The organism is Streptomyces sp. NPDC007095, assembly GCF_040634475.1.
Taxonomy (GTDB): Bacteria; Actinomycetota; Actinomycetes; order Streptomycetales; family Streptomycetaceae; genus Streptomyces.
Genome location: NZ_JBEYFS010000140.1, coordinates 1 through 19,910, shown reverse-complemented (window position 1 = coordinate 19,910; position 19,910 = coordinate 1). Strand labels below are relative to the sequence as shown.

Genomic DNA, 19,910 nt, shown 5'->3' with positions numbered 1-19,910 from the left:
CTCCACCAGGGCGTTCCGTACCGGGTCCGCTGCCTGAACCTGATGCGCTCCGTCGACCGCTCCGTACAGTGCGCGGGGAGAGGGGCGGCATGGTTGATCAGAAATGGGGCGATGACACCGCGCACCACCGGGCCTTGGGGCGGGCGTGGGTCATGGTGGCGGTCGCTTCGTATTGCTCGTTGGTGGCGGTCGGGTTCGTTGCTCTCGCTGTCTTCGGCGTGGGCGTCTTCGTGGCTCTCGTGAACGCTCTCAGCGGACAGCCGGCTGCGGTACAGCAGCGAAATACAGCAACGACGGCAATCACCCCCGGTCGGCGGCGTGCGTGTAGAACCTCGGCCCGACCCTCATGACCATCAGCGACCGAACCACACAGAGCTACGGATCAGAAGATGCCGTGCCTCTGCCGGGCCCGGTCGGTAACTGACGGGGAACCACGGTGGTTGACGGACAACACACATGAGAACGGCCCCCGACCGATTTACCTGGCCAGGGGCCGTTCACCTGCGGTGGGTGTGGGATTTGAACCCACGGTGACATCGCTGCCACGACGGTTTTCAAGACCGTTCCCTTAGGCCGCTCGGGCAACCCACCTGCGCCCCGCCCACCAGGGGCGGAGCGGGTACAGCGTACCGGCTCCGGGCGTTTCGCAGCGGCCATGGTCCACACGGGGTCCACTGGCTCTGTTCCGCGTCCCACGCCCACTGCGCCGATCATCAGCACCCGGTCCGCGGCCCCAAGCCGACGCGGGTAAGCCTAGGGCTGTGCCGGCCTTGTCGGCATCCCCAGAGAGAAGGGCCCCGCTGGGCCCTGTGCCCGCGCCCTCCCGCGGCTCCATGGAGTAGGAGCGCAGAGAGGCCCCGGCGACCTTCTGATCCGTAGGATCGGGCAACGTCTCGCGGAGGGGTTCGGCCCTGGCCTGGCTGGATGGCCAAGGTCGGTGATCACCGACCTCTGTGTGCCGTCGTTGCCGTCACCTCCGAACGGTGGCGCCATCCGCCACGGCGGCTATTCGGCCCGCCCGCCTCAGCTCCGCCAACACCGACCCAACACACTCCCCGACAGCAGCCGAAGACGGGACCGTCAACCATCAAACGAGGTTGCACACACGCGTCCGTGTCTACCGAGTTACAACCAGCTCTACAGGTTCAAGTGCCCGCGCAAGCGCGGGCCGGCCCCTGGGGCCGCAGCAAGCAACGGCCCTGAGCAGAGACCCGGACACGGAGTACCTCGGTCATAACGAGCCTCCGGCGGGGGCGCTCATGCTCCGAGGTGGCGGGGGCACCGTATGCGACCGCGGGCCGGTAGTGGCGTGCGCGGGGTGCTCCCATCCCGTCCGCCGTCGACCCAGGCAGAGCCGAGCAGACGCGGCCCATGGCGTCCAGGTCGTTCGTACAGTGGTGGGTGAGGCAGAGAATCAGCGGCGCCGCGGTTCCCACTCAGCCCCGCTGAACAACCAAAAGCCGAGCATCACAACGATGCCGACCACCTTCACCGCCAAGCTGAGGCGTGGCGCGTTGGTCAGGGAGTCGCTGACCAGATAGGTGATGAGTGCGGCAGCCAAGGCCAGTTGTGCCCAACCGAACACGACCGGGCGGCGGACACTGCTACGTTCCCACGCCGGCAGCCAGCCCCAGCCAAGGGTGGCGACTCCCCCGACGAGCAGCACCGGCGTGCCGACCACCTCGATCAAGCGCCGAATCATGATCGGCCTCCACTTCGGAGCGGGATCCTGGCACACTCTCTGCGGATCGCCTAGCCGACCGCGACGGACGTGCCTCCCGTGCCCGTTCGGTCGGGAAACAGTGGGGAGCCACGGTCTCGGGCGGACAGCGGGCGCGAGAACGAACCCTGACCGATTTACCTGGTCAGGGGCCGTTCACCTGCGGTGGATGTGGGATTTGAACCCACGGTGACATCGCTGCCACGACGATTTTCAAGATCGCTGAGGGGTTGACTCGCCCATTAAATATCCGCACCAGATGAGCGTGAGCGTCAGAAGAGGTCTGCTCGGTGTCAGCGTCGGGTTCGCCGTATCAGAGCCGGGGCCAGTCCAGGCACAGAACGGTGGCATCGTCGCGTGGGTCGTGGTCCGTGGTCTCCAGGACGGCTTCGGTGAAGACACGTACAGCATCGCGCGGGTGCCAGTCGCCGGTCTGCTCGATCAGATTGCGCAGGCCGAAGTCAGTACCGTGGGGCTCCAGCATGCCGTCGGTAAGGAGGACCAGGCGGTCGCCCGGATGCAGGTCGAGGCTCTGGACGCGGTACCCCGGGTTCGGAGTGATGCCGAAGGGCAAGTCGACCAAGGGGGCGATTTCCTGGACTTTCCCGTCGCGCAGGCGCAATGGCCAGACGTGGCCAGCGTTGACGAAGGTTGTGTGGCCGGTGTCGAGAGCGACACGTAGCAGTTGACCGGTGACCATGGCTTGGCCGCCGTGCTCGGCGATGGCCTGATGCACCCGGTCGGATTGGTCGGCGATGGCCTGATGGGCCCGGTCGGCGTAGTGGGCGACCGCCCGATTGGCGTCCTCGGCCTGGGCGACCAGGTCGGCGCCCGCCCGCCGGGCGTTGCGCAGGGCGCCGACGACCACAGTGGCCAGCAGTGCGGCCTGCACGTCGTGGCCCATGGCGTCGGTGAGGGACAGGTGCAGGGTCCGATGATCGAGGGTGTAGTCGAAGGTGTCCCCGCCGATGTCGTGGGCCGGTTCCAGCGCACCGGCGACGGTGAACCGACCGGCATCGCACGTGAAGGAATCGGGTAGCAGGCGGTGCTGGATCTCGGCTGCCAGGGACAGCCGTGTGGTGCGCCGGCCCCATTCGTACAGATCGGTGAAGCGGCGGTTGACGATCACCACGTAGGCCAGAGCGTGGGCGGCCTCACAGATGAGTTGTGCGGTCTGCCGGTCGGGAGGAGCGGCCAAGGTCAGCTCCAGCACACCGATCGCGTCCCCACGGTCGGTCACCGGCGCAAGAACCCGGACCGGGGCCGACCTGGCTTCTCCCGCCCGCTTATCGACCTCCATCTGCACTTGCTGGGAGCGGATCACCTGGTCGTAGACAGTGCCCGACAGTTCGATCTGCTCCGGCTGCCCCCCGTCACCCTCAGCAGCCGCCCCGGTCAGCCGTACGAGAGCTTTACCACCGAGGTCCGTGATCAGGAAGGACACCTCGACCGCGGCAATCCGCTCCTGCAGGACCCGTGCCATCACGGCGACCGATTCCACCGGCGGCGCCTCCTCCACCGACGCCAGCAAGCCGCCCAACCAAGACCCTTCATCAGCCACGTTCTGCGCCTCCCTCGTCGGCATCAGGAACCCGCCGGACAACGGGCCTGGGCACCTCCTGCTCACCAATGCATGAGTCGCCACTGATCACGCGCAGTTTGTCCGCAATGCTCCCAGCGTATCCCCGCCCACCTCCGTCGGCCGATGTGCGCCAGCCGACCCGAGTTACCCGTCAGCGACCCGGCGGCGGCCTGCATGACTGCCGTGACCCATCCCTGTAGAGCTATGGAACAGAAGCTCGCGCCGTCAGACGGCTCGGCTTTCCGGGCCGTCCCTGGGCCGTCACAAAGTGAGACAGCCTGCACAGGGAAGGGGTGTCTCGCGTGTTTTTCCGGCTGGGAGCGTCCCTGGTGCGGCTGTGACCTGGACACAAACATAGCGAACATGTCCGGGACGTGGCTGCGGCCAAGGGGTGTGACCAGATACGCGCCTAAGAGGCAATGAGTTGACCTTGAAGCCCTGAAGGGGGTCACCGTGCGGTCTGCGGCTCAGCCAGGGCACCGGGAACCTCGCCCGCCTGGAGGGCGGCGACTCGTGGCACTCGTGTCTGCTGGCGTCGGCCTTTTGGGTGCGCTCGGTGGTGCGGCCATCGGCGGGGTAGCCGCTGCAAGAGGGGCACGCCTCGAAGCTGAGACGACGGCAAGGGCGACCGCCAACACCCCGGGCGCCAGTAGTGGCCGTTCACCGAGCGGTTCGGAGTACGAGCAGGCCGCCCACGACACGGCGAGCGGCCTGCGTCCTTCGTAGCGTTGTGCTGCCTGCCGTCAGCTCTGGCCGGCCGTGCGGCGCCTGCGCGCGATGAACACCGCGCCAGTGCCGACCAACCACGACCTCGAGACCGACGCCCGCGACGGCGAGAGTGCCGCTCGACGCGCCGGTCCTGATCGCGTGGCAACATACGCACTGCCCAGCGGGGCGATCGCGTTCTCACGCACCGGTACCTTGCGCGCCGGGGCGCTGCTTCTGGGCGTCGACGACGGCCCGCTCCAGCACGGCGGTGTATTCGAGGACCGTGCCGGGCTTGACGTCGTCGGCCTGCTTGACCTGGACACCGCGGCTGCCGAGATAGGCGTACGTCTTGCGGTCGAAGATCCACTCGGTGCGATCGCCGCTCTGCTGGTCGACGTGGGCCAGGGCGATGCCCTCGCGTCCCGCGGCGTCCTTGACATGGTCCACCACCACAACCCCGGGGATCTTGGCCGCGGCCCGGTACAGCGCTGCGTTCAGCTTCGCCGGTGCGAGCTGCTCCCCGAGCAGGTCGCCGACCATGGTGAATGCCTCCTGGTCCGGGGAGTTCCCCTGGCCCTTGGTCTCCTTGTAGATCTTCTTCAGCAGGGCGTCCGGGTCGGTGGGCAGCGTCTTGAGGTAGTCGTAGGAGGGGGCGTTCAAGCTGCTCTCGACGTCGCTGTTGAGGGTGATGCCGCCCTTGGGCTGGTAGCCGGGCTCGTCCAGCCAGCCCTGCTTGCCGTCGGGGGAATTCCATGCCTCACGGATATGCAGGGGCTGCACCAAGGTCTTGGACCTGTCTGTGCCGGTGTGCAAGACGGAGAGGTAGGAGACCTTGCTCTTGATGTAGATGTACTGGCCCGGGCCGGGCTCGGGCGTCTTGCCGGCCGAGGCGGCGGCGGCGATGTGCTCGACAGTGGAGGCGAGCTGGGCGGTGCTGCCGGGCTCGATGCGGACGACCGGCGCTTCGACCGGGGGCGGGGTGGCAACGGCCGGGCTGCTGCCCCCGGAACCGGTCAGCGCGGTGAACACGAAGGCGCCGGCCAGGGCGGCGGCGGTGACCGGGACACCGACCAACAGGACACGGCGTGCCGGACGGCGGGACGGCGCAGGGGCGGGTGCGGTGGGCTGGATCTCGCTCATCAGGTGCTCCTCGAGAAGCAGGTGACGGTCGAGCGACAGGTGCGGTTCTCCCGGCGCCGGCAGCAACCGGGCCAGTTCCGCGTGGTCCAGCGACTCCTCACGCCGGGACTTCTTGCGGATCATTCGGACCTCTCCTCGTACGACTCATGTGACCGGGCCGCAGAAGTGTGGCCGCCCTGTACTTGTCCGTTGCGCGGTAGCGGTTCCGTGCGTTTCCTCAGTTCTTCGTCGGCCAGCTTGCTCAGCCGTCTGCGGGCGCGGGACAGGCGGGAGCGCACGGTGCCGACCGGGACGCCGAGCACGGCCGCCGCCTCCGCGTAACTGAGCCCGGACCACACACAGAGCGTGAAGACCTCGCGCTCGCTCCGGCGCAGCTTCTTCAGCACCCGCTGGGCGGCGGCCAGTTGGTCGGCATCGGCTATGCGGCCGACGAGTTCGTCGGCGAAGTCCGGGACCGTTTCCTTGGCCGGCAGGCGCTCCAGGGCCCGCTGGTGGCGGCGCGCAGCGCGGGTGGTGTTGCGCAGCACGTTCACGGCGATGCCCATCAGCCAGGGGCGCGGGCTGTCGCCCTCGTCCCGCAGCTTGACGCGCAGCCGCCACGCCTCCAAGAAGGTCAGCGAGACGATGTCCTCGGCGACGGTCCAGTCCCCGGTCACGCGCACCGCGTGCCGGTGGACCAGTCGGGCGTGGTCACGGAAGAGCTCGCGGAACGCCTCGGGGTCGCCTGCCCGTATCCGGGTGTGCAATGAGTAGTCCACGTCCATCCTTGTCCACGCGGCAGGGCAGGTTCCCGTGGCGTGCGTCACACGGTCAGGAGACATGGGGCTCCGCGGCCGGCTCGCGCATCACGTCCGCCGTCTCCGTGAGCTGAGCGACATCTCGGGCGCCAGCAACTACTGGGCGGCACGGCAGTTGAGCAGCAGGGGTCGAGTGGAGAGGTCTTGTCTGTCAATCGGCTCGATCTGAGGAGATCTTCTAAGAGCTCGCGCAGGTAGGCGCGTTTGGATACCCCGGTAGTAGAACAGGCGCAGGACCTGGTGATCATGGAGGTGCGACGCTCTGTGATCAACGGGAGACCCGTGCCTGCCCCGCCCGCGGCCCGACATCCGGTCCACGCCTGGTCCACACACGCTGATCCACAACGTGGCGGAGCCGGATCAAGGTGAGACAGACCCGACGCAGATGGGGTGCCTCTCAGCGAGAGGCACCCCATCTGACCAGCACGTCTATGACCTGCGGTGGCGGTGCGATCCGAGCTCACGGAGACGCTTTCACGTCCTCACGTTCTTCAAGACCGTTCCCTTAGGCCGCTCGGGCAACCCACCCCGCGCCACCGGCGATCGTCGGTGGCGCGGGGACGAGACTAACCGGTCAGCTGTCGCCGTCGCGCTGTCCGAGGGTGACCTCGGCGGTGTGGGTCTTTCCGTCGCGCGTGTAGGTGAGCTTGACGACGTCGCCGGGCTGGTGGGTCCAGATCTCGCCGATGAGGGTCGGGCCGCTGTCGATCACCTGGTCGTCCAGCTTGGTGATGACGTCGCCGGGCTTGAGGCCGGCCTTGTCGGCGGGGCCGCCGGAGGTGACTGCCGCGGAACCGCTCGCGCCCTGCTCGGTGATCTTCGCGCCGCCGGTGCCGTCCTCGAGGGAGACCGAGGCGCCGATCACCGGGTAGACCGGCTTGCCGGTCTTGATCAGCTGCTGGGCGACGTGCTTCGCCTGGTTGATCGGGATGGCGAAGCCGAGGCCGATGGAGCCGGACTGGCTGGTACCGCCCAGACCGCCGCTGCTCGAGGACTGGATCGCCGAGTTGATGCCGATGACCGCGCCCTGGGCGTCCAGGAGAGGGCCACCGGAGTTGCCCGGGTTGATCGAGGCGTCCGTCTGCAGGGCGCTCATGTAGGAGGCCTTGCTGCTGGCACTGCCGTCGCTGGAGGCCACGGGGCGGTTCTTGGCGCTGATGATGCCCGTGGTCACCGTGTTCGAGAGGCCGAAGGGCGCGCCGATCGCGATCGTGGAGTCGCCGACCGCCACCGAGTCGGAGTCACCCAGGGTGAGCGGCTTCAGGTCCGACGGCGCGTTCTTTAGCTTGATGACCGCGACGTCGTAGCCCTGCGCGTGGCCGACGACCTCGGCGTCGTACTTCTTGCCGTTGGGGAAGGTCGCGGTGAGCTTGCCGCCGTCGACCGCGTCCGCCACGACGTGGTTGTTGGTGAGGATGTGCCCCTGGGTGTCGAAGACGAACCCGGTGCCGGTGCCGCCCGAGCCGCTGCTGCTCTCGGCCTCGATGGTGACGGTGCTCGGCAGCGCCTTGGCGGCCACGTTCGCGACCGTGCCCGAGGCCCGCTTCACATCACCGCTGCCGCTCGGCGCGGAGACCGTCGTCGAGTCGGTGGAGCTGTCGTTGTTCTTGGCCAGCGAGTAGCCGATGCCGCCGCCGACGCCGCCCGCGACCAGCGCGGCCACCAGGATCGCCGCGACCAGGCCGCCGCGCCCGTTCTTGGACTTCGGCGCGGGCTGCCCGTAGGAGGAGCCCCAGCCGCCCGCTCCCGAGCCGCCACCGTCCGCGTACGACGGAACGGCGGGCGGCGGGGGCGGCCAGCCCGCCTCAGCGGCGGAGAACGGCGCTCCGGGCGCCCCGGAGTCGTGTCCCTGCGCCCCGGGAGCCCCGGCGCCGAACGACGCGTACGCCGGTGTCTGCTCCGGTGCGCCGGGGGCGCTCGGAGGCACCGTCGGGATCTGGGCGGTCGGCGCGCCCCCTTCGGGCGCAGCGCTCTGCGCGGAAGCAGCGGGAGTTTCCACCGGCACAGGAGGTGCGGACGGGGCCGGGGGTACTGCAGTGCCCTCGTTCTCGGTGCTCACAGCTCTTCTCCTCGGTCCACGGCTGTTGTTCTCGGTCGCACTCGGTCACGCTCACTCACGCTTGTCAGACGGTCCGGCGCGATGCAGCTGTGCTGGTGTGCATGTGCTTTTTTGTACGCCGTCAGCTTTTCCCACGGGACGTCAGAGCACCATAAGCGGTGGCTGTGGGTCCAGGACCATCCTTTATATCGGGCTTTTTATACTAAAAGAAACATTCCTGACGCCTCGGCCCCCACGTCGGCCCCGTGACGGTGGCACCATGACGCGGTGACCCACGCACGACAGCACCCGATTCAGGTCGTCGCCCACCGCGGGGCCTCCGAAGAGGCTCCCGAGCACACCCTGGCCGCGTACAAGAAGGCGATCGAGGACGGTGCGGACGCCCTTGAGTGCGATGTACGGCTGACCGCGGACGGACATCTCGTCTGCGTGCACGACCGCCGCATCAACCGTACGTCCAACGGCCGCGGAGCCGTCTCCGCCCTGGAGCTCGCCGAGCTCGCCGCCCTGGACTTCGGCTCCTGGAAGAACCGCGACGAGTCCCCCGACTGGGAATACGCCCCCGGGGACCCGGAGGACACCTCCGTCCTCACCCTGGAGCGGCTGCTCGAACTCGTCGCCGACGCGGGCCGCCGTGTGGAGCTGGCCATCGAGACCAAGCACCCCACGCGCTGGGCGGGCCAGGTCGAGGACCGGCTGCTGCTCCTCCTGAAGCGCTTCGGCCTGGACGCGCCGGCGGACGCCGCCGCCTCTCCGGTGCGCGTCATGAGCTTCTCGGCGCGCTCCCTGCACCGCGTCCGGACCGCGTCCCCGACGCTGCCGACGGTCTATCTGCTGCAGTTCATCTCGCCCCGGCTGCGCGACGGACGGCTGCCGGCCGGTGTCCGGATCGCGGGCCCTTCGATGCGGATCGTACGCAGTCACCCCGGATACATCGAACGGCTGAAAAGAGCCGGTCATCAGGTCCACGTCTGGACGGTGGACGAACCCGAGGACGTCGATCTCTGCGTTGAACTGGGCATCGACGCCATCATCACCAACCGCCCGCGCGCGGTGCTGCACCAACTCGGCCGCTGACCTCGCGGCTCGCCGTCCGGAAACCACCGCTCGAAGCGCCGACAACGGCCGTCCGACCACGTCAATCACCGCCGGAATCCAGCCACACGGTTACAGGGAGTGCACCGGCGCGTTCGTTCCGTATTTGATCGTTACGAGTGCGTCAGCAGACGTGGATTGGCCGGTTTCCGGTCCAGTGCAAAGGGGCATCCACTCCGTGGCGTGGGGCAAAGGAGGTCTCGGGGGTGGCGTTGGTGGTGGCACAGGAGGTGCCCACGTCGTCGAGCATGGCCGTTCCCCATGGCCCTGCGGGCGTGGGGAGAGCAAGACATCGGATGCGCGACCAACTGCGCACCGGTGGAGTGACGGAATCGGTCATCGACGACGCCGTACTGATCCTTTCCGAACTTTTGAGCAATGCGTGCCGGCACGGCAGGCCCCTCGGCGACGCCCTGGCCGGGGACGGCGACGTCCGGGCCGCTTGGCGCGTCGACGCGTCCGGGAGGCTCACCGTCGAGGTGACGGACGGCGGTGGTCCGACCCGCCCGGTTCCCGCCACGCCCTCGGTCACCGCGCACGGCGGCCGTGGGCTGAACATCATCACGGCGCTGGCCAAGGACTGGGGCGTACGGGACGACACCCGCGGAGAGGTCACCGTGTGGGTCGTCGTCCAGGACGACGTGACGGACACGGCCGCCGCGCGCCGGCGGGACGACTTCGCTACGCGCGTCGCGTCACCGGGCGTGGCGGGGCTGCCCGCGCTGGACTTCGCGGACGTCTTCGACGACTTGGACTGACGACCGCGCACGGACCGAACACTCACCACACCCGCCACACCCGCCACACCCACCGGACGGACCGACCACCGCGCACACCAGGACGGGACGGGGAGGAAACCCCCGACGGGGCGGGGGACGATACCCCGGACGGAGGGCTCTGTTCCGGGACGACTCGGTGCGTTGTCCACAGGGTCCCGTCGGCCGACGTACGAGCGGCTAGGCTCGCGCCAGTACGAGACGAGCCGTGATCGGGAGACACCCACGATGGCCAAGAAGCGACCCCAGACGAAGGCCAAGCAGCCTCAGCTCAAGGACGGGGAGATCCCGGTAGTCGGCGCTCGCGAGCCCTGCCCCTGCGGCAGCGGCCGCCGCTACAAGGCCTGCCACGGCCGGGCGGCCGCACACGCGGTGACGGAGCTGGTCCAGCGCCCCTTCGAGGGCCTGCCGAGCGAGGGCGACTGGGTCGCGCTGCGCGAGCTGGTACCCGCCGCGACGGTCGAGCTGAAGCTCAAGGAGAGCCTGCCCGAGGGAGTTCCCTCGGTGACGCTCGCCACCGTCCTGCCGATGGCCTGGCCCGCGCTGCGCCGCGACGACGGCTCGGTCCTGATCGGCCTGCAGAACGACACGCCGTCCGGCGACATCAGCCGCGACCTCGCCGACACCCTCCAGCGCGCGCTCACGGCGCAGCCTGGCACCCCGATCCAGGGCCGCCGCGCCCCGGCCGACGGCCCGCGACTGCAGGAACTGCTCGACCCCGAAGGCACGTTCGAGCCAGTTGTGCACTCGGGCTTCGAGTTCTGGGTCCCGGACGCGGAGCACTCGACGCCGGAGGTCACCGCCTCCCTGGAGCGGGCCAACGCGGCGGCGATCCCGACCGTGAAGCTCTCCGGCGTGGACGCGGCGTACTGGTGCGAGACCCCCGACAAGAACCACCTGCGCTGGGTGATGCCGTACCCGGAGGAGCAGCTTCTGGACGCACTCGCGCGGCTGCACGCGGCCGGTCGCTCGAGCCTCGGCGAGGGCACCCGGCTGGTCGGTTCCTTCCGTGCGCACGGACTCACGGTGCCGGTCTGGGACCTGCCGACGGGCGTCACGGCCGACGATGTGGAAAAGCCGGCGGCCGAGTTCGCCGAGCGCCTCGCGGCCGCCCTGGCCTCGGACGCACCGCTCACCGTGGACGAGCGGCGGGCACGGGGCGGCCTCACGAACCGACAGGTCACACTCAGCTGACACACAGCGGGGACACCGACCGACCGGTCAGCTGGTCGGTGCTTCGCGGAACAGGTGACTCCTGTCACAACTCCCGGCGGTGACAGGTAAATCCGTGTCCGAATAGCCGAGATCGAATTTGCGAACCGCCGATCTCTTGTTACCGTTCGAGTAGCCCGGTTGCTGGTGCATCCCCCGTCGCCAGCAACCGGGTCTTTCCATGTACGGATTTCCCTGCGGCGTCAACCGCCTTGCTACGGGGGCGAGTTGCTCCCCGAGGCGCTCTACGGGCCGCCCTCCGGTCCGCTTCCCCAGGTGCTCTCGGAATCGCTTTCCGAGGCGCTCTCCGCCTCGCTTCCCGACCGCAGCAGCATCGGCCCGCTCCCGGCGCTCCTCGCGAACTCCGCGACCGCCGTGTACGCCCCCACACCCCCCGCCGTACGCCCTCTGGGCGTCTCGCACACCCCCGGGTCGTCCTCGGCGCCCACCACGCAGTTCATCTCCACGCTGCGGCCACCGGGGCCCATGAGGCTCAGTGCGGAGCTCAGCTCGTCACCGGTCGCGTTGCGGTAGTAGGTACGCGCCCAGGTGTCCTCCCCCTGGGTCATGACACAGGTCTGCGCCTCGATGCCGTCGGGGGAGGAGAGTTCGGGGCCGCAGCGGGCGGCGGTGGCCCGGCCGAGGCCCAGGAGCCGGGGCACGGGCGCGGAAGCGGGAGGGGTCGCGGAAGCGGAACGGGGCGCGGCAGGGGCGACCGTTCCCTTGTCGTCGATCCTCCGGGACGCGCGTACGGCCTCGGAGCTCCCGTCACCGACAGGTCCCGCGGAGGCCACGGTCAGTGGCAGGGCGACCGTGAACACCACGAGGCCCGCCAGCGCCACCAGGCGAACCCTTTGGGGGTCCGGCCCGGCACGTAGAGACGATGGGGCTCTGTGTCCCCCGGAATGACGCTGCATAGTGCGGAACATAACGAGCGTGGGTGGGCGCGCGGCTCACCGCGCGCCGGGCACCCTACAACTCGGGCGCGCTCACACCCGTACGAGTGAGCGCCTCCACCACCGCGTCCACCACGGCCTCCACATCGGGCACCCAGGGCGCGGCCGATCCGGGCAGTGGTGCGCGCTCCCAGCGGATCTGGCCCTGACCGGTCTCGGACGGGGGCAGCGCGATGTAGCCGCCCTCGCCGTGGAAGCGCAGGGACCCCGGCACGAAGTCCTTGGCGTAGAGGAGCTCGCCGAGCTGCTCCATGGAGTAGGGCGCGACGAGGATCGCCCAGCGCGTGGGCGCCGCGACGACCGGGCCGAGACGCATGCCCGTGCGGTCGAGCGCGTCGAGTGCGCGGGCCGCCGCGAGGGCGGGCAGGCTCACCGCGCAGGGGGCCGTGCCTCCGGTGGCCAGCACGATGGGTGCGGACGGCCGGTTGGTCCACCACCAGCGCACCATCCGCTCGTCGGTGGTGGCCGCGAGGAGGCCGGGGTCGAAGGGGTGAGCACCGGGCACCGTGCACTCGGGGTCCGGGCACCCGCAGCGGGCACGCCCCTGCGGGTCCGGTGCCACGCCCGGGAGTACGGGCCACTGCCAATCGGTCGCGAAGGTCAGGGCCGCGCTGAGCATCTCAGGCCTCCCGTTGTTTCGCCTGGACAGGAGCCTGCGTCGCCTTCCGAGGATCTCGCGCATGAGCGCTCGTTCCTTTCCGTTGCACGCCTGGCAACACCGTGGATCACATCACACCATGTGTCGATCACTTCACTGTGCGTACCTGCTGGCGCATCACACCCTTGCGCGAGGCAAGGGGAACCCATCTGGGCCGAGCATTGGCTGCGTCCGCGTCCATACTGCGTCTGTCTAAAGCATGGGCATGGCGTGGGGTGGCGGCGCCTGGCGTTTTGCCGTCCCGCTGTTTCTTGCCGCCTCCGCCACGGGAGGATGGGGCACGGTCGTCGGTGGTTAAGACGCCCGGGTCCGTCGCCAGGTTCCGGGCGGATCCCAACCACCCCTGGCCTTCACCGAGTACGTACCCATCACGACCGCTGTGACGCTCCGTCGAACGAGGCCAGTCGACCTCAATAACCCGTTACCCGAGTCAGTTTTAAGCCAACTTTGCTTTCCCGCAAGGGTTACCGACGGTCTCATGGACACCAGGAATCCCAGCAGGACAATGCTGGACATCCCCTCACGAGTGCGTGTACATGTGGAGACACTGCTAGCGGCGCAGAACGACATAGGGGTTTGCGATGCTATTGAGCAATACGCACCGGTCGGAAAGCCGGACGCCATGAACGCCCCTCACGTTCCGAAAGTGGCCGGAATCGATTCAACGGTTCCCGCGCCCGCACACACTGTCGCGCCGACGACGTCCGTCACGGGTTCCGCGACGGGTTCCGCAACGGGCTCTTCTTCGGCCACCTCGTCCACCGGCCCCGGAGCCGTTCTCCAAGATCGGCTCGCCGGCTGGGTGTCCGACCTCACCACCCTCCACGAACTCACCGAGCGCCTGGTGCGCACCGCGACACTGAGCAACGCGCTGCAGGAGCTGCTGCGCGCCGGAGCCGCCCTCGTGGGCGCCCGACGCGGTCTCGTCGTCATGGAACCGGGCGACGGACTCGGCCCGGACACCACCATCGGCCTGGGCCTCGCCCGCGCCGATCTCGGCCACATCGAGACCGTCCCGCGCAGCGCCATGTCGTACGGCAGGATCCTGGACGGACTGCCCGGCGGCGAGGGCGAGATCTCCCAGCCCGACCTGCTCTCCGAGGACGGGCTCGACCCCCGCCACCGCGAGGTGGCCGCCCGGCTCGGCTACGCCGCGAGCTACGCGCTGCCCCTGTCCACCAAGGCGGCGGGCCGCCTGGGCGCCGCCGTATGGCTCTACGACGAACCCGCCGAACCGGTGGAGCGCCAGCGCCACCTCGTCGGCCTCTACGCCCGCTACGCGACCGAGCACCTGGCACGGCTGCTGGAACTGGACCGCACACGCGCGTGCATGAAGACGATCTCCCAAGAGCTGCTTCCGCCGCGACTGCCCCGGGTCTCCGGTGTCCAGCTCGCCGCCCGGCACCGCACCGGCCCGCGCGGCGGCGGCGACTGGTACGACGCGCTGCCGCTGCCCGACGCCGCGCTCGGCCTCGCGGTCGGCTCCGTCACCGGGGCCGGGCCCAGCGCGGTCGCCGCCATGGGCCGGCTGAGGGCCTCCCTGCGGGCATACGCCGTGATGGAGGGCGAGGACCCCGTCGCCGTCCTGTCCGACCTCGAGCTGCTGCTGCGCCTGACCGAGCCCGCCCGTTCCGCGACCGCCCTTTTCGCGTACTGCGAGCCCGCCCTGCGCAAGGTCACGCTCGCCGGTGCCGGACACAGCCCGCCGCTGGTGATCGGCGCGCGGCGCACCGAGTTCGTGGAGACCTCCCTGTCCGCGCCCCTGGGCATGCTCGCCTGCTGGGAGGCGCCCAGCGTCGAACTGACGGCCGAGCCCGGCGAGACTGTGCTGCTCTACACCGACGGCCTGCTGCACCGCACCGGCGACCCCATGGACCGCGCCTTCGCCCGGCTGCACGCGGCGGCCGCCAGCGTCCCCAGGACGCTGCGTGCGGACCCCGGCGCGCTCGCCGACCATGTTCTGCGGTCCGTGCTGCCGGACGGGCTGGACGAGGCGGACAGCGCGGAGGACGTCGTACTGCTGGCGGCGCGCTTCGAGTGAGGCCCTCGGGCCGCGCGTGCTGAGTTCTGCGCGTAAGAGGACTTCCGACCCTGGGCCCACCTCTGTACGACCGTACGATGATGGGTGTCCCCCTGCTCCGGCACAGCGGAGAGCTGGGGGGGGAAGGTCCAAAGTCGTATCTAGGAGGCAGACCGTGTCGGAGGCGCTCAACCCGGAGACCCCGGAAGCCGTGCTCGACGATGCCGCTGACGAAGCGGGCGAAGAAGAGCCGATCAAGCAGCGCAAGAACGGCCTGTATCCGGGCGTGTCCGACGAGCTCGCCGAGAACATGAAGTCCGGATGGGCCGACACCGAGCTGCGCGGCCTCACGCCGATCGCGCAGGCCGAGTACACCGCCGCCCGCCGCGCCGCGCTCTCCGCGCGCTTCCCGGGCGAGCGCCTGGTGATCCCGGCCGGCAACCTGAAGACCCGCTCGAACGACACGGACTACCCCTTCCGCGCCTCGGTCGAGTACGCGTACCTCACCGGCAATCTGACCGAGGACGGCGTCCTGGTCCTGGAGCCCACCACCGACGGGCACAAGGCGACGATCTACCTGCTGCCGCGCTCCGACCGCGAGAACGGCGAGTTCTGGCTGTCCGGGCAGGGCGAGCTGTGGGTCGGCCGCCGCCACTCCCTCATCGAGGCCGAACAGCTGTACGGCATCCCCGCCTCCGACGTGCGCGAGCTGGCCGACAAGCTGCGCGAGGCCACCGGACCGGTCCGGGCCGTGCGCGGCTACGACGCCGGCATCGAGGCGGCCCTGACCGACAAGGTCACCGCCGAGCGCGACGAGGAGCTGCGGGTCTTCCTCTCCGAGGCGCGGCTGATCAAGGACGACTTCGAGGCCGGCGAGCTGCAGAAGGCCGTCGACTCGACGGTGCGCGGCTTCGAGGACGTCGTGAAGGTCCTGGACAAGGCCGAGGCGACCAGCGAGCGCTACATCGAGGGCACCTTCTTCCTGCGCGCCCGGGTCGAGGGCAACGACATCGGCTACGGCTCGATCTGCGCCGCCGGCCCGCACGCCTGCACGCTGCACTGGGTGCGCAACGACGGGCCCGTGCGCTCCGGAGATCTGCTGCTGCTCGACGCGGGCGTGGAGACGCACACGCTCTACACCGCCGACGTCACGCGCACGCTGCCGGTCAACGGCCGCTACAGCGAGATCCAGAAGAAGATCTACGACGCCGTGTACGAGGCCCAGGAGGCCGGTATCGCGGCCGTGCAGCCCGGTGCCAAGTACCGCGACTTCCACGACGCCGCGCAGCGCGTGCTGGCCGAGAAGCTCGTCGAGTGGGGTCTGGTCGAGGGCCCGGTCGAACGTGTCCTGGAGCTGGGTCTGCAGCGTCGCTGGACCCTGCACGGCACCGGCCACATGCTCGGCATGGACGTCCACGACTGCGCCGCCGCACGGACCGAGACGTACGTGGACAGCACGCTGGAGCCGGGCATGTGCCTGACCGTCGAGCCTGGCCTGTACTTCCAGGCGGACGACCTGACCGTCCCAGAGGAGTACCGGGGCATCGGCGTGCGCATCGAGGACGACATCCTGGTGACCGAGGACGGCAACCGGAACCTGTCGGCGGGGCTGCCGCGCCGCTCCGACGAGGTCGAGACGTGGATGGCGGCCCTGAAAGGCTGACGTAGGGCTGGCGTAGGGCTGGCGTAGGGCTTGATGGCCGGGTACGAGAAGTGCCCGGCCATTCGTCTGCGGGTAGGTCTTGGCTGGTCGCGCAGTTCCCCGCGCCTCTTTGGGCGCGGGAAACTCACGGGGGGGATTAGTGGGCGACGACTTCTGGTCCGGTGTCGGGGTGGATCTGCATCTGGAGCCGGACGTGGCCGCGGGGCGCAGGACCGGGCTCGAACGGGCTCTGCGGGACGCGGTGCGCGACGGACGGCTCGCTCCGGGCACACGATTGCCCCCGACCCGGCGGCTCGCGGCCGAACTCGGCATCTCGCGCGGGACGGCCAAGGGTGCGTACGACCAACTGGTCGCCGAGGGGTACCTGACGGCCCGGCAGGGGTCGGGCACCGAGGTCGCGGTGCTTCCCGCGGACGCCGTGTCGGAGGCCGTCGGGGCTCCCCGCGCACGTGCGCCCCGTTTCGATCTGCGGCCCGGCAGCCCGGACGTCGGTACGTTCCCGGCCGCGGCGTGGCTACGGGCACTGCGCCGCGCGATCGCGACGGCGCCCTCCCTGGCGTACGACTACGGGGACCCGCGCGGCCGGATCGAACTGCGGACGGCGCTCTCGGGCTACCTGGGACGGGCCCGGGGCGTGATCGCGCCGCCCGAGCGGATCGTGATCACCTCGGGGTACGTGCAGGGGCTCGCGCTCCTCACGCGCGTGCTGGACGGCGGGGTGGTGGCGATGGAGGACCCCGGGCTCCCGTTCCACCGGGACGTGGTGCGGCGGGGCGGGGGCACGGTGGTGCCGCTGAAGGTGGACGAACGGGGCGCCTGCGCCGGGGAGTTGACTTCTTCGCAGGCGGACGCGGTCGTCGTCACGCCCGCCCATCAGTACCCGACCGGGGTGACCCTGCACCCCGAGCGGCGGCGGGCGCTCACCGACTGGGCACGCGCGCGGGGCGGGCTGATCGTCGAGGACGACTACGACGGTGAGTTCCGCTACGACCGGCAGCCCGTCGGCGCCCTCCAGGGCATGGCACCGGGGCAGGTCGCCTACCTGGGTACGGCGTCCAAGACGCTCGGGCCCGCGCTGCGGCTCGGCTGGATGGTGCTGCCGCCGCACCTGGTCGACGCGGTGACCGACGTGAAGCTGCACAGCGACCATCACACCGAGTCCATCGGCCAGTTGGCGCTGACCGAGATGATCACCAGCCACGCGTACGACCGACATGTGCGCGCCTGCCGGCTGCGGTACCGGCGACGCCGGGACCAGCTGCTCGACCGGCTTGGGGCGCGCGGGAACGTACGCGGTATCGCGGCCGGGCTGCACGCGCTGGTGGACGTGGCGGACGAGGCGGAGATACTGGCGCGGGCCGAGAAGGAGGGGCTAGCCGTCGGGCATCTCGGCGAGCACTGGCACGAGCGCGGCGAGGGGCGGCCTCAGGGCTTGGTCGTGGGCTACGGGACTCCCCGGGAGCGGATCTATCCGGAAGCGCTGGAGGCGTTGGGGCGAGTGCTGGACGGGAGCCGGAGGGTGTCGGGGCGAATGCTGGACGGGAGCCGGAGGGTGTCGGGGCGAATGCTGGACGGAAACCAGGGGGTGTCGGGGCGAGTGCTGGACGGAAACCAGGGGGTGTCGGGGCGAATGCTGGACGGAAACCAGGGGGTGTCGGGGCGAGTGCTGGACGGAAACCAGGGGGTGTCGGGCGGGAGCCAATTGGGTCGCAAAAAGGCCTGAGGATTGGGCCTGTTGACGGGTCCACTGGGCCCGTAGCGTCGAAGCCATGACGAATCCGGCAGCATCCGCGCAGTCGAGCCGCCTCGTCCCGCCCGCGGGACCGCAACGCGTCCTGGCCCTCGCCCAGCTGACCAACTCCGTGGGCGACGGCGCCTATTACGTGACCTCCGCGCTGTACTTCACACACGTCGTGAGACTGGCCCCCGCGCGCGTGGGGCTCGGACTGACCGTCGCCTGGGCGATCGGCTCTCTCGTCGGCGTACCGCTGGGGCGGCTCGCCGACCGGCGCGGGCCGCGTGGCACGGCGGTGCTGCTGGCCCTTGCGACCGGAGCGGCGGTGGCGTCCTTCCTGGTCGTCCGCGGCTTCCTGCCCTTCGTCCTCGCGGCCTGCGCGTACGCCTCCGCGCAGTCGGGGCTCGGGGCGGCCCGGCAGGCGCTGCTCGCCGGGCTGATACCGGCCGGGGAGCGGACCGGGCTGCTCGCCCGTCTTCAGTCGACCCTCAACGCCGGCCTGGCGGTGGGGGCGGGCCTCGGCGGCCTCGCACTGCACACCGGAACACGGCACGCGTATCTCGGGGTGTTCGCGCTCGACGCGGTGAGCTTCCTGCTCTGCGCGGGTGTACTGCTGCGGCTGCCGTCCGTGCCACGAGTGACCGTACGACGCGGTCACGGGGCCGGTGTCCTGCGCGACCGCCCGTACGTGCTCGTCACGTTCCTCAACACCGTGCTGCTGCTGCGGATGCCGCTGCTCAGTCTGGGCATCCCGCTGTGGATCACCGAGCGCACCCAGGCGCCCGCCTGGCTGGTCTCCGCGCTGTTCGTCCTCAACACCGGTGCGGTGATGGTCTTCCAGGTGCGGATGGCGCGCGGTGTCACCGGCCTCGCCCCGGCCACGCGCGCGATACGCCGTTCCGGACTCATGATGCTGGTGTCCTGCGCGGTCTTCGCGCTGTCGGCCGGTGCCTCGCCGTGGGTCGCGGCCGGGGTCCTGGTGGCGGGCGCGGTGCTCCAGGTCTTCGCCGAGATGCAGCAGTCCGCAGGCTCCTGGCAGGTGGGCTTCGGCCTCGCCCCGGCCGACCGCATGGGCGAGTACCAGGGCTTCTTCGGCACGGGCGTCACGGTGGCGCGCACCGCGGGTCCGCTGGTCCTGACCGCGCTGCTGGTGGGCTGGGGCACGCCGGGATGGCTGCTGCTGGGGGGACTGATGCTGGGGGCTTCGTACGGGATGGGCCCGGCGGTGCGGTGGGCCGCCACACGCGAGGTGACAGCCCACCGCCAGGACCGGGACCGGGACCGGAATCAGGATCAGAATCAGAATCAGAATCAGAATCAGAATCAGGACCAGGACCAGGACCAGGACCAGGACCAGCTCAGGCAGCAACCCGTACCGGTGAACTGACCACTACCGGAAGCGAATCCACGAACAGGGCGCCGGCGAGCAGTCCCCACGTGCCACGGGGGCTCCACGCGCGCGTGTGGAGGTCGCCGTCGAAGGCGGCCAGAGCCGCGCGGCCGGCCTCCGTCGCCATACCGCCCGCCTCCAGCACACCCCGGGCACCCGCCTGGACGTGCCGGAGCCCGTGCGGGCCCGCCGTGTACAGCAACTCGGTGTCCTGGAGGGTGGACATGACGGTGAGGAGCGCGTCGAGCCGGGCGTACGGCTCGGACGCACCGGCGGAGCGCGAGGCGGCGAGCGCGTCCAACGCCCGCCGTACGTGCGGGAATCCGGCGCGTGCCTCACCCCGCGCCCCGGCCGCGCCGTACTTCGCGGACATGGACGCCGCCAGCGGCTGCGGGTGGC

The 19,910-nt window shown here is 70.1% G+C and carries 14 protein-coding genes, 2 tRNA genes and 1 pseudogene; 7 read left to right on the top strand and 10 right to left on the bottom strand.

Features of this window, described 5'->3' with window-relative positions:
- Nucleotides 1–504: 504 nt before the first annotated feature.
- The 7 genes from ABZ656_RS36935 to ABZ656_RS36905 form a co-directional block, all read right to left on the bottom strand.
- Nucleotides 505–591: transfer RNA gene (locus ABZ656_RS36935), tRNA-Ser, on the bottom strand.
- 823 nt (nucleotides 592–1,414) lie between these two features.
- Entirely contained in the window at nucleotides 1,415–1,690 is a 276-nt protein-coding gene (locus ABZ656_RS36930) for a hypothetical protein (RefSeq protein ID WP_129592042.1), read from the bottom strand.
- A 193-nt stretch (nucleotides 1,691–1,883) separates the two neighbouring features.
- A tRNA-OTHER gene (locus ABZ656_RS36925) sits at nucleotides 1,884–1,977 on the bottom strand.
- Between the two features lie 56 nt (nucleotides 1,978–2,033).
- Entirely contained in the window at nucleotides 2,034–3,260 is a 1,227-nt protein-coding gene (locus ABZ656_RS36920; protein ID WP_360274038.1) for a PP2C family protein-serine/threonine phosphatase, read from the bottom strand.
- Between the two features lie 948 nt (nucleotides 3,261–4,208).
- Entirely contained in the window at nucleotides 4,209–5,273 is a 1,065-nt protein-coding gene (locus tag ABZ656_RS36915) for a CU044_5270 family protein (protein ID WP_360274035.1), read from the bottom strand.
- A complete protein-coding gene (locus tag ABZ656_RS36910) occupies nucleotides 5,270–5,914 on the bottom strand; it encodes an RNA polymerase sigma factor (protein ID WP_101398967.1) in 645 nt (214 codons plus the stop codon). Before ABZ656_RS36910 ends, ABZ656_RS36915 begins: the two co-directional genes overlap by 4 nt.
- Before the next feature lie 607 nt (nucleotides 5,915–6,521).
- On the bottom strand, nucleotides 6,522–8,006 hold the full coding sequence (locus ABZ656_RS36905; protein ID WP_360274032.1) for a trypsin-like peptidase domain-containing protein: 1,485 nt from the start codon (nucleotides 8,004–8,006) through the stop codon (nucleotides 6,522–6,524).
- A 267-nt stretch (nucleotides 8,007–8,273) separates the two neighbouring features.
- Between ABZ656_RS36905 and ABZ656_RS36900 the strand changes: the two genes are divergently transcribed.
- The 3 genes from ABZ656_RS36900 (at nucleotide 8,274) to ABZ656_RS36890 (ending at nucleotide 11,071) form a co-directional block, all read left to right on the top strand.
- Nucleotides 8,274–9,083: a glycerophosphodiester phosphodiesterase gene (locus tag ABZ656_RS36900; RefSeq protein ID WP_101398969.1), complete on the top strand. Its 810-nt coding sequence runs from the start codon at nucleotides 8,274–8,276 to the stop codon at nucleotides 9,081–9,083.
- A 137-nt stretch (nucleotides 9,084–9,220) separates the two neighbouring features.
- The gene (locus ABZ656_RS36895; protein ID WP_360274029.1) at nucleotides 9,221–9,859 is read left to right on the top strand and encodes an ATP-binding protein; all 639 of its coding nucleotides are present in this window, start codon (nucleotides 9,221–9,223) and stop codon (nucleotides 9,857–9,859) included.
- A 246-nt stretch (nucleotides 9,860–10,105) separates the two neighbouring features.
- The gene (locus ABZ656_RS36890) at nucleotides 10,106–11,071 is read left to right on the top strand and encodes a DUF5926 family protein (RefSeq protein WP_101398971.1); all 966 of its coding nucleotides are present in this window, start codon (nucleotides 10,106–10,108) and stop codon (nucleotides 11,069–11,071) included.
- A gap of 263 nt (nucleotides 11,072–11,334) precedes the next feature.
- On the opposite strand, the gene ABZ656_RS36885 is transcribed toward ABZ656_RS36890, so the two are convergent.
- Nucleotides 11,335–12,006 carry a hypothetical protein gene (locus ABZ656_RS36885; protein ID WP_360274025.1) on the bottom strand — a complete coding sequence of 224 codons (672 nt, stop codon included), beginning with the start codon at nucleotides 12,004–12,006 and terminating at the stop codon, nucleotides 11,335–11,337.
- A 55-nt stretch (nucleotides 12,007–12,061) separates the two neighbouring features.
- Nucleotides 12,062–12,727, bottom strand: coding sequence for a bifunctional DNA primase/polymerase (locus ABZ656_RS36880; protein WP_101398972.1), 666 nt, complete (start codon nucleotides 12,725–12,727; stop codon nucleotides 12,062–12,064).
- A gap of 481 nt (nucleotides 12,728–13,208) precedes the next feature.
- On the opposite strand from ABZ656_RS36880, the gene ABZ656_RS36875 reads away from it, so the two are divergent.
- The 4 genes and pseudogenes from ABZ656_RS36875 to ABZ656_RS36860 all read left to right on the top strand — a co-directional run bounded on the left by ABZ656_RS36875 (nucleotide 13,209) and on the right by ABZ656_RS36860 (nucleotide 19,508).
- Nucleotides 13,209–14,744 (top strand): PP2C family protein-serine/threonine phosphatase, encoded by a 1,536-nt coding sequence (locus ABZ656_RS36875; RefSeq protein WP_360274060.1) that lies wholly within the window; start codon nucleotides 13,209–13,211, stop codon nucleotides 14,742–14,744.
- Between the two features lie 190 nt (nucleotides 14,745–14,934).
- Nucleotides 14,935–16,386: an aminopeptidase P family protein gene (locus tag ABZ656_RS36870; RefSeq protein WP_360274057.1), complete on the top strand. Its 1,452-nt coding sequence runs from the start codon at nucleotides 14,935–14,937 to the stop codon at nucleotides 16,384–16,386.
- A 139-nt stretch (nucleotides 16,387–16,525) separates the two neighbouring features.
- Nucleotides 16,526–17,896, top strand: a pseudogene (locus ABZ656_RS36865) (PLP-dependent aminotransferase family protein); the annotation flags it as partial.
- A 259-nt stretch (nucleotides 17,897–18,155) separates the two neighbouring features.
- Nucleotides 18,156–19,508, top strand: a complete 1,353-nt coding sequence (locus tag ABZ656_RS36860) for an MFS transporter (RefSeq protein WP_360274022.1) — start codon at nucleotides 18,156–18,158, stop codon at nucleotides 19,506–19,508.
- Here the strand turns inward: ABZ656_RS36860 and ABZ656_RS36855 are convergent.
- Nucleotides 19,480–19,910, bottom strand: a 431-nt coding sequence (locus ABZ656_RS36855; RefSeq protein ID WP_360274019.1) for a triphosphoribosyl-dephospho-CoA synthase, incomplete at its 5' end; no start/stop codon positions are given. The two genes, ABZ656_RS36860 and ABZ656_RS36855, sit on opposite strands and share 29 nt — an antisense overlap.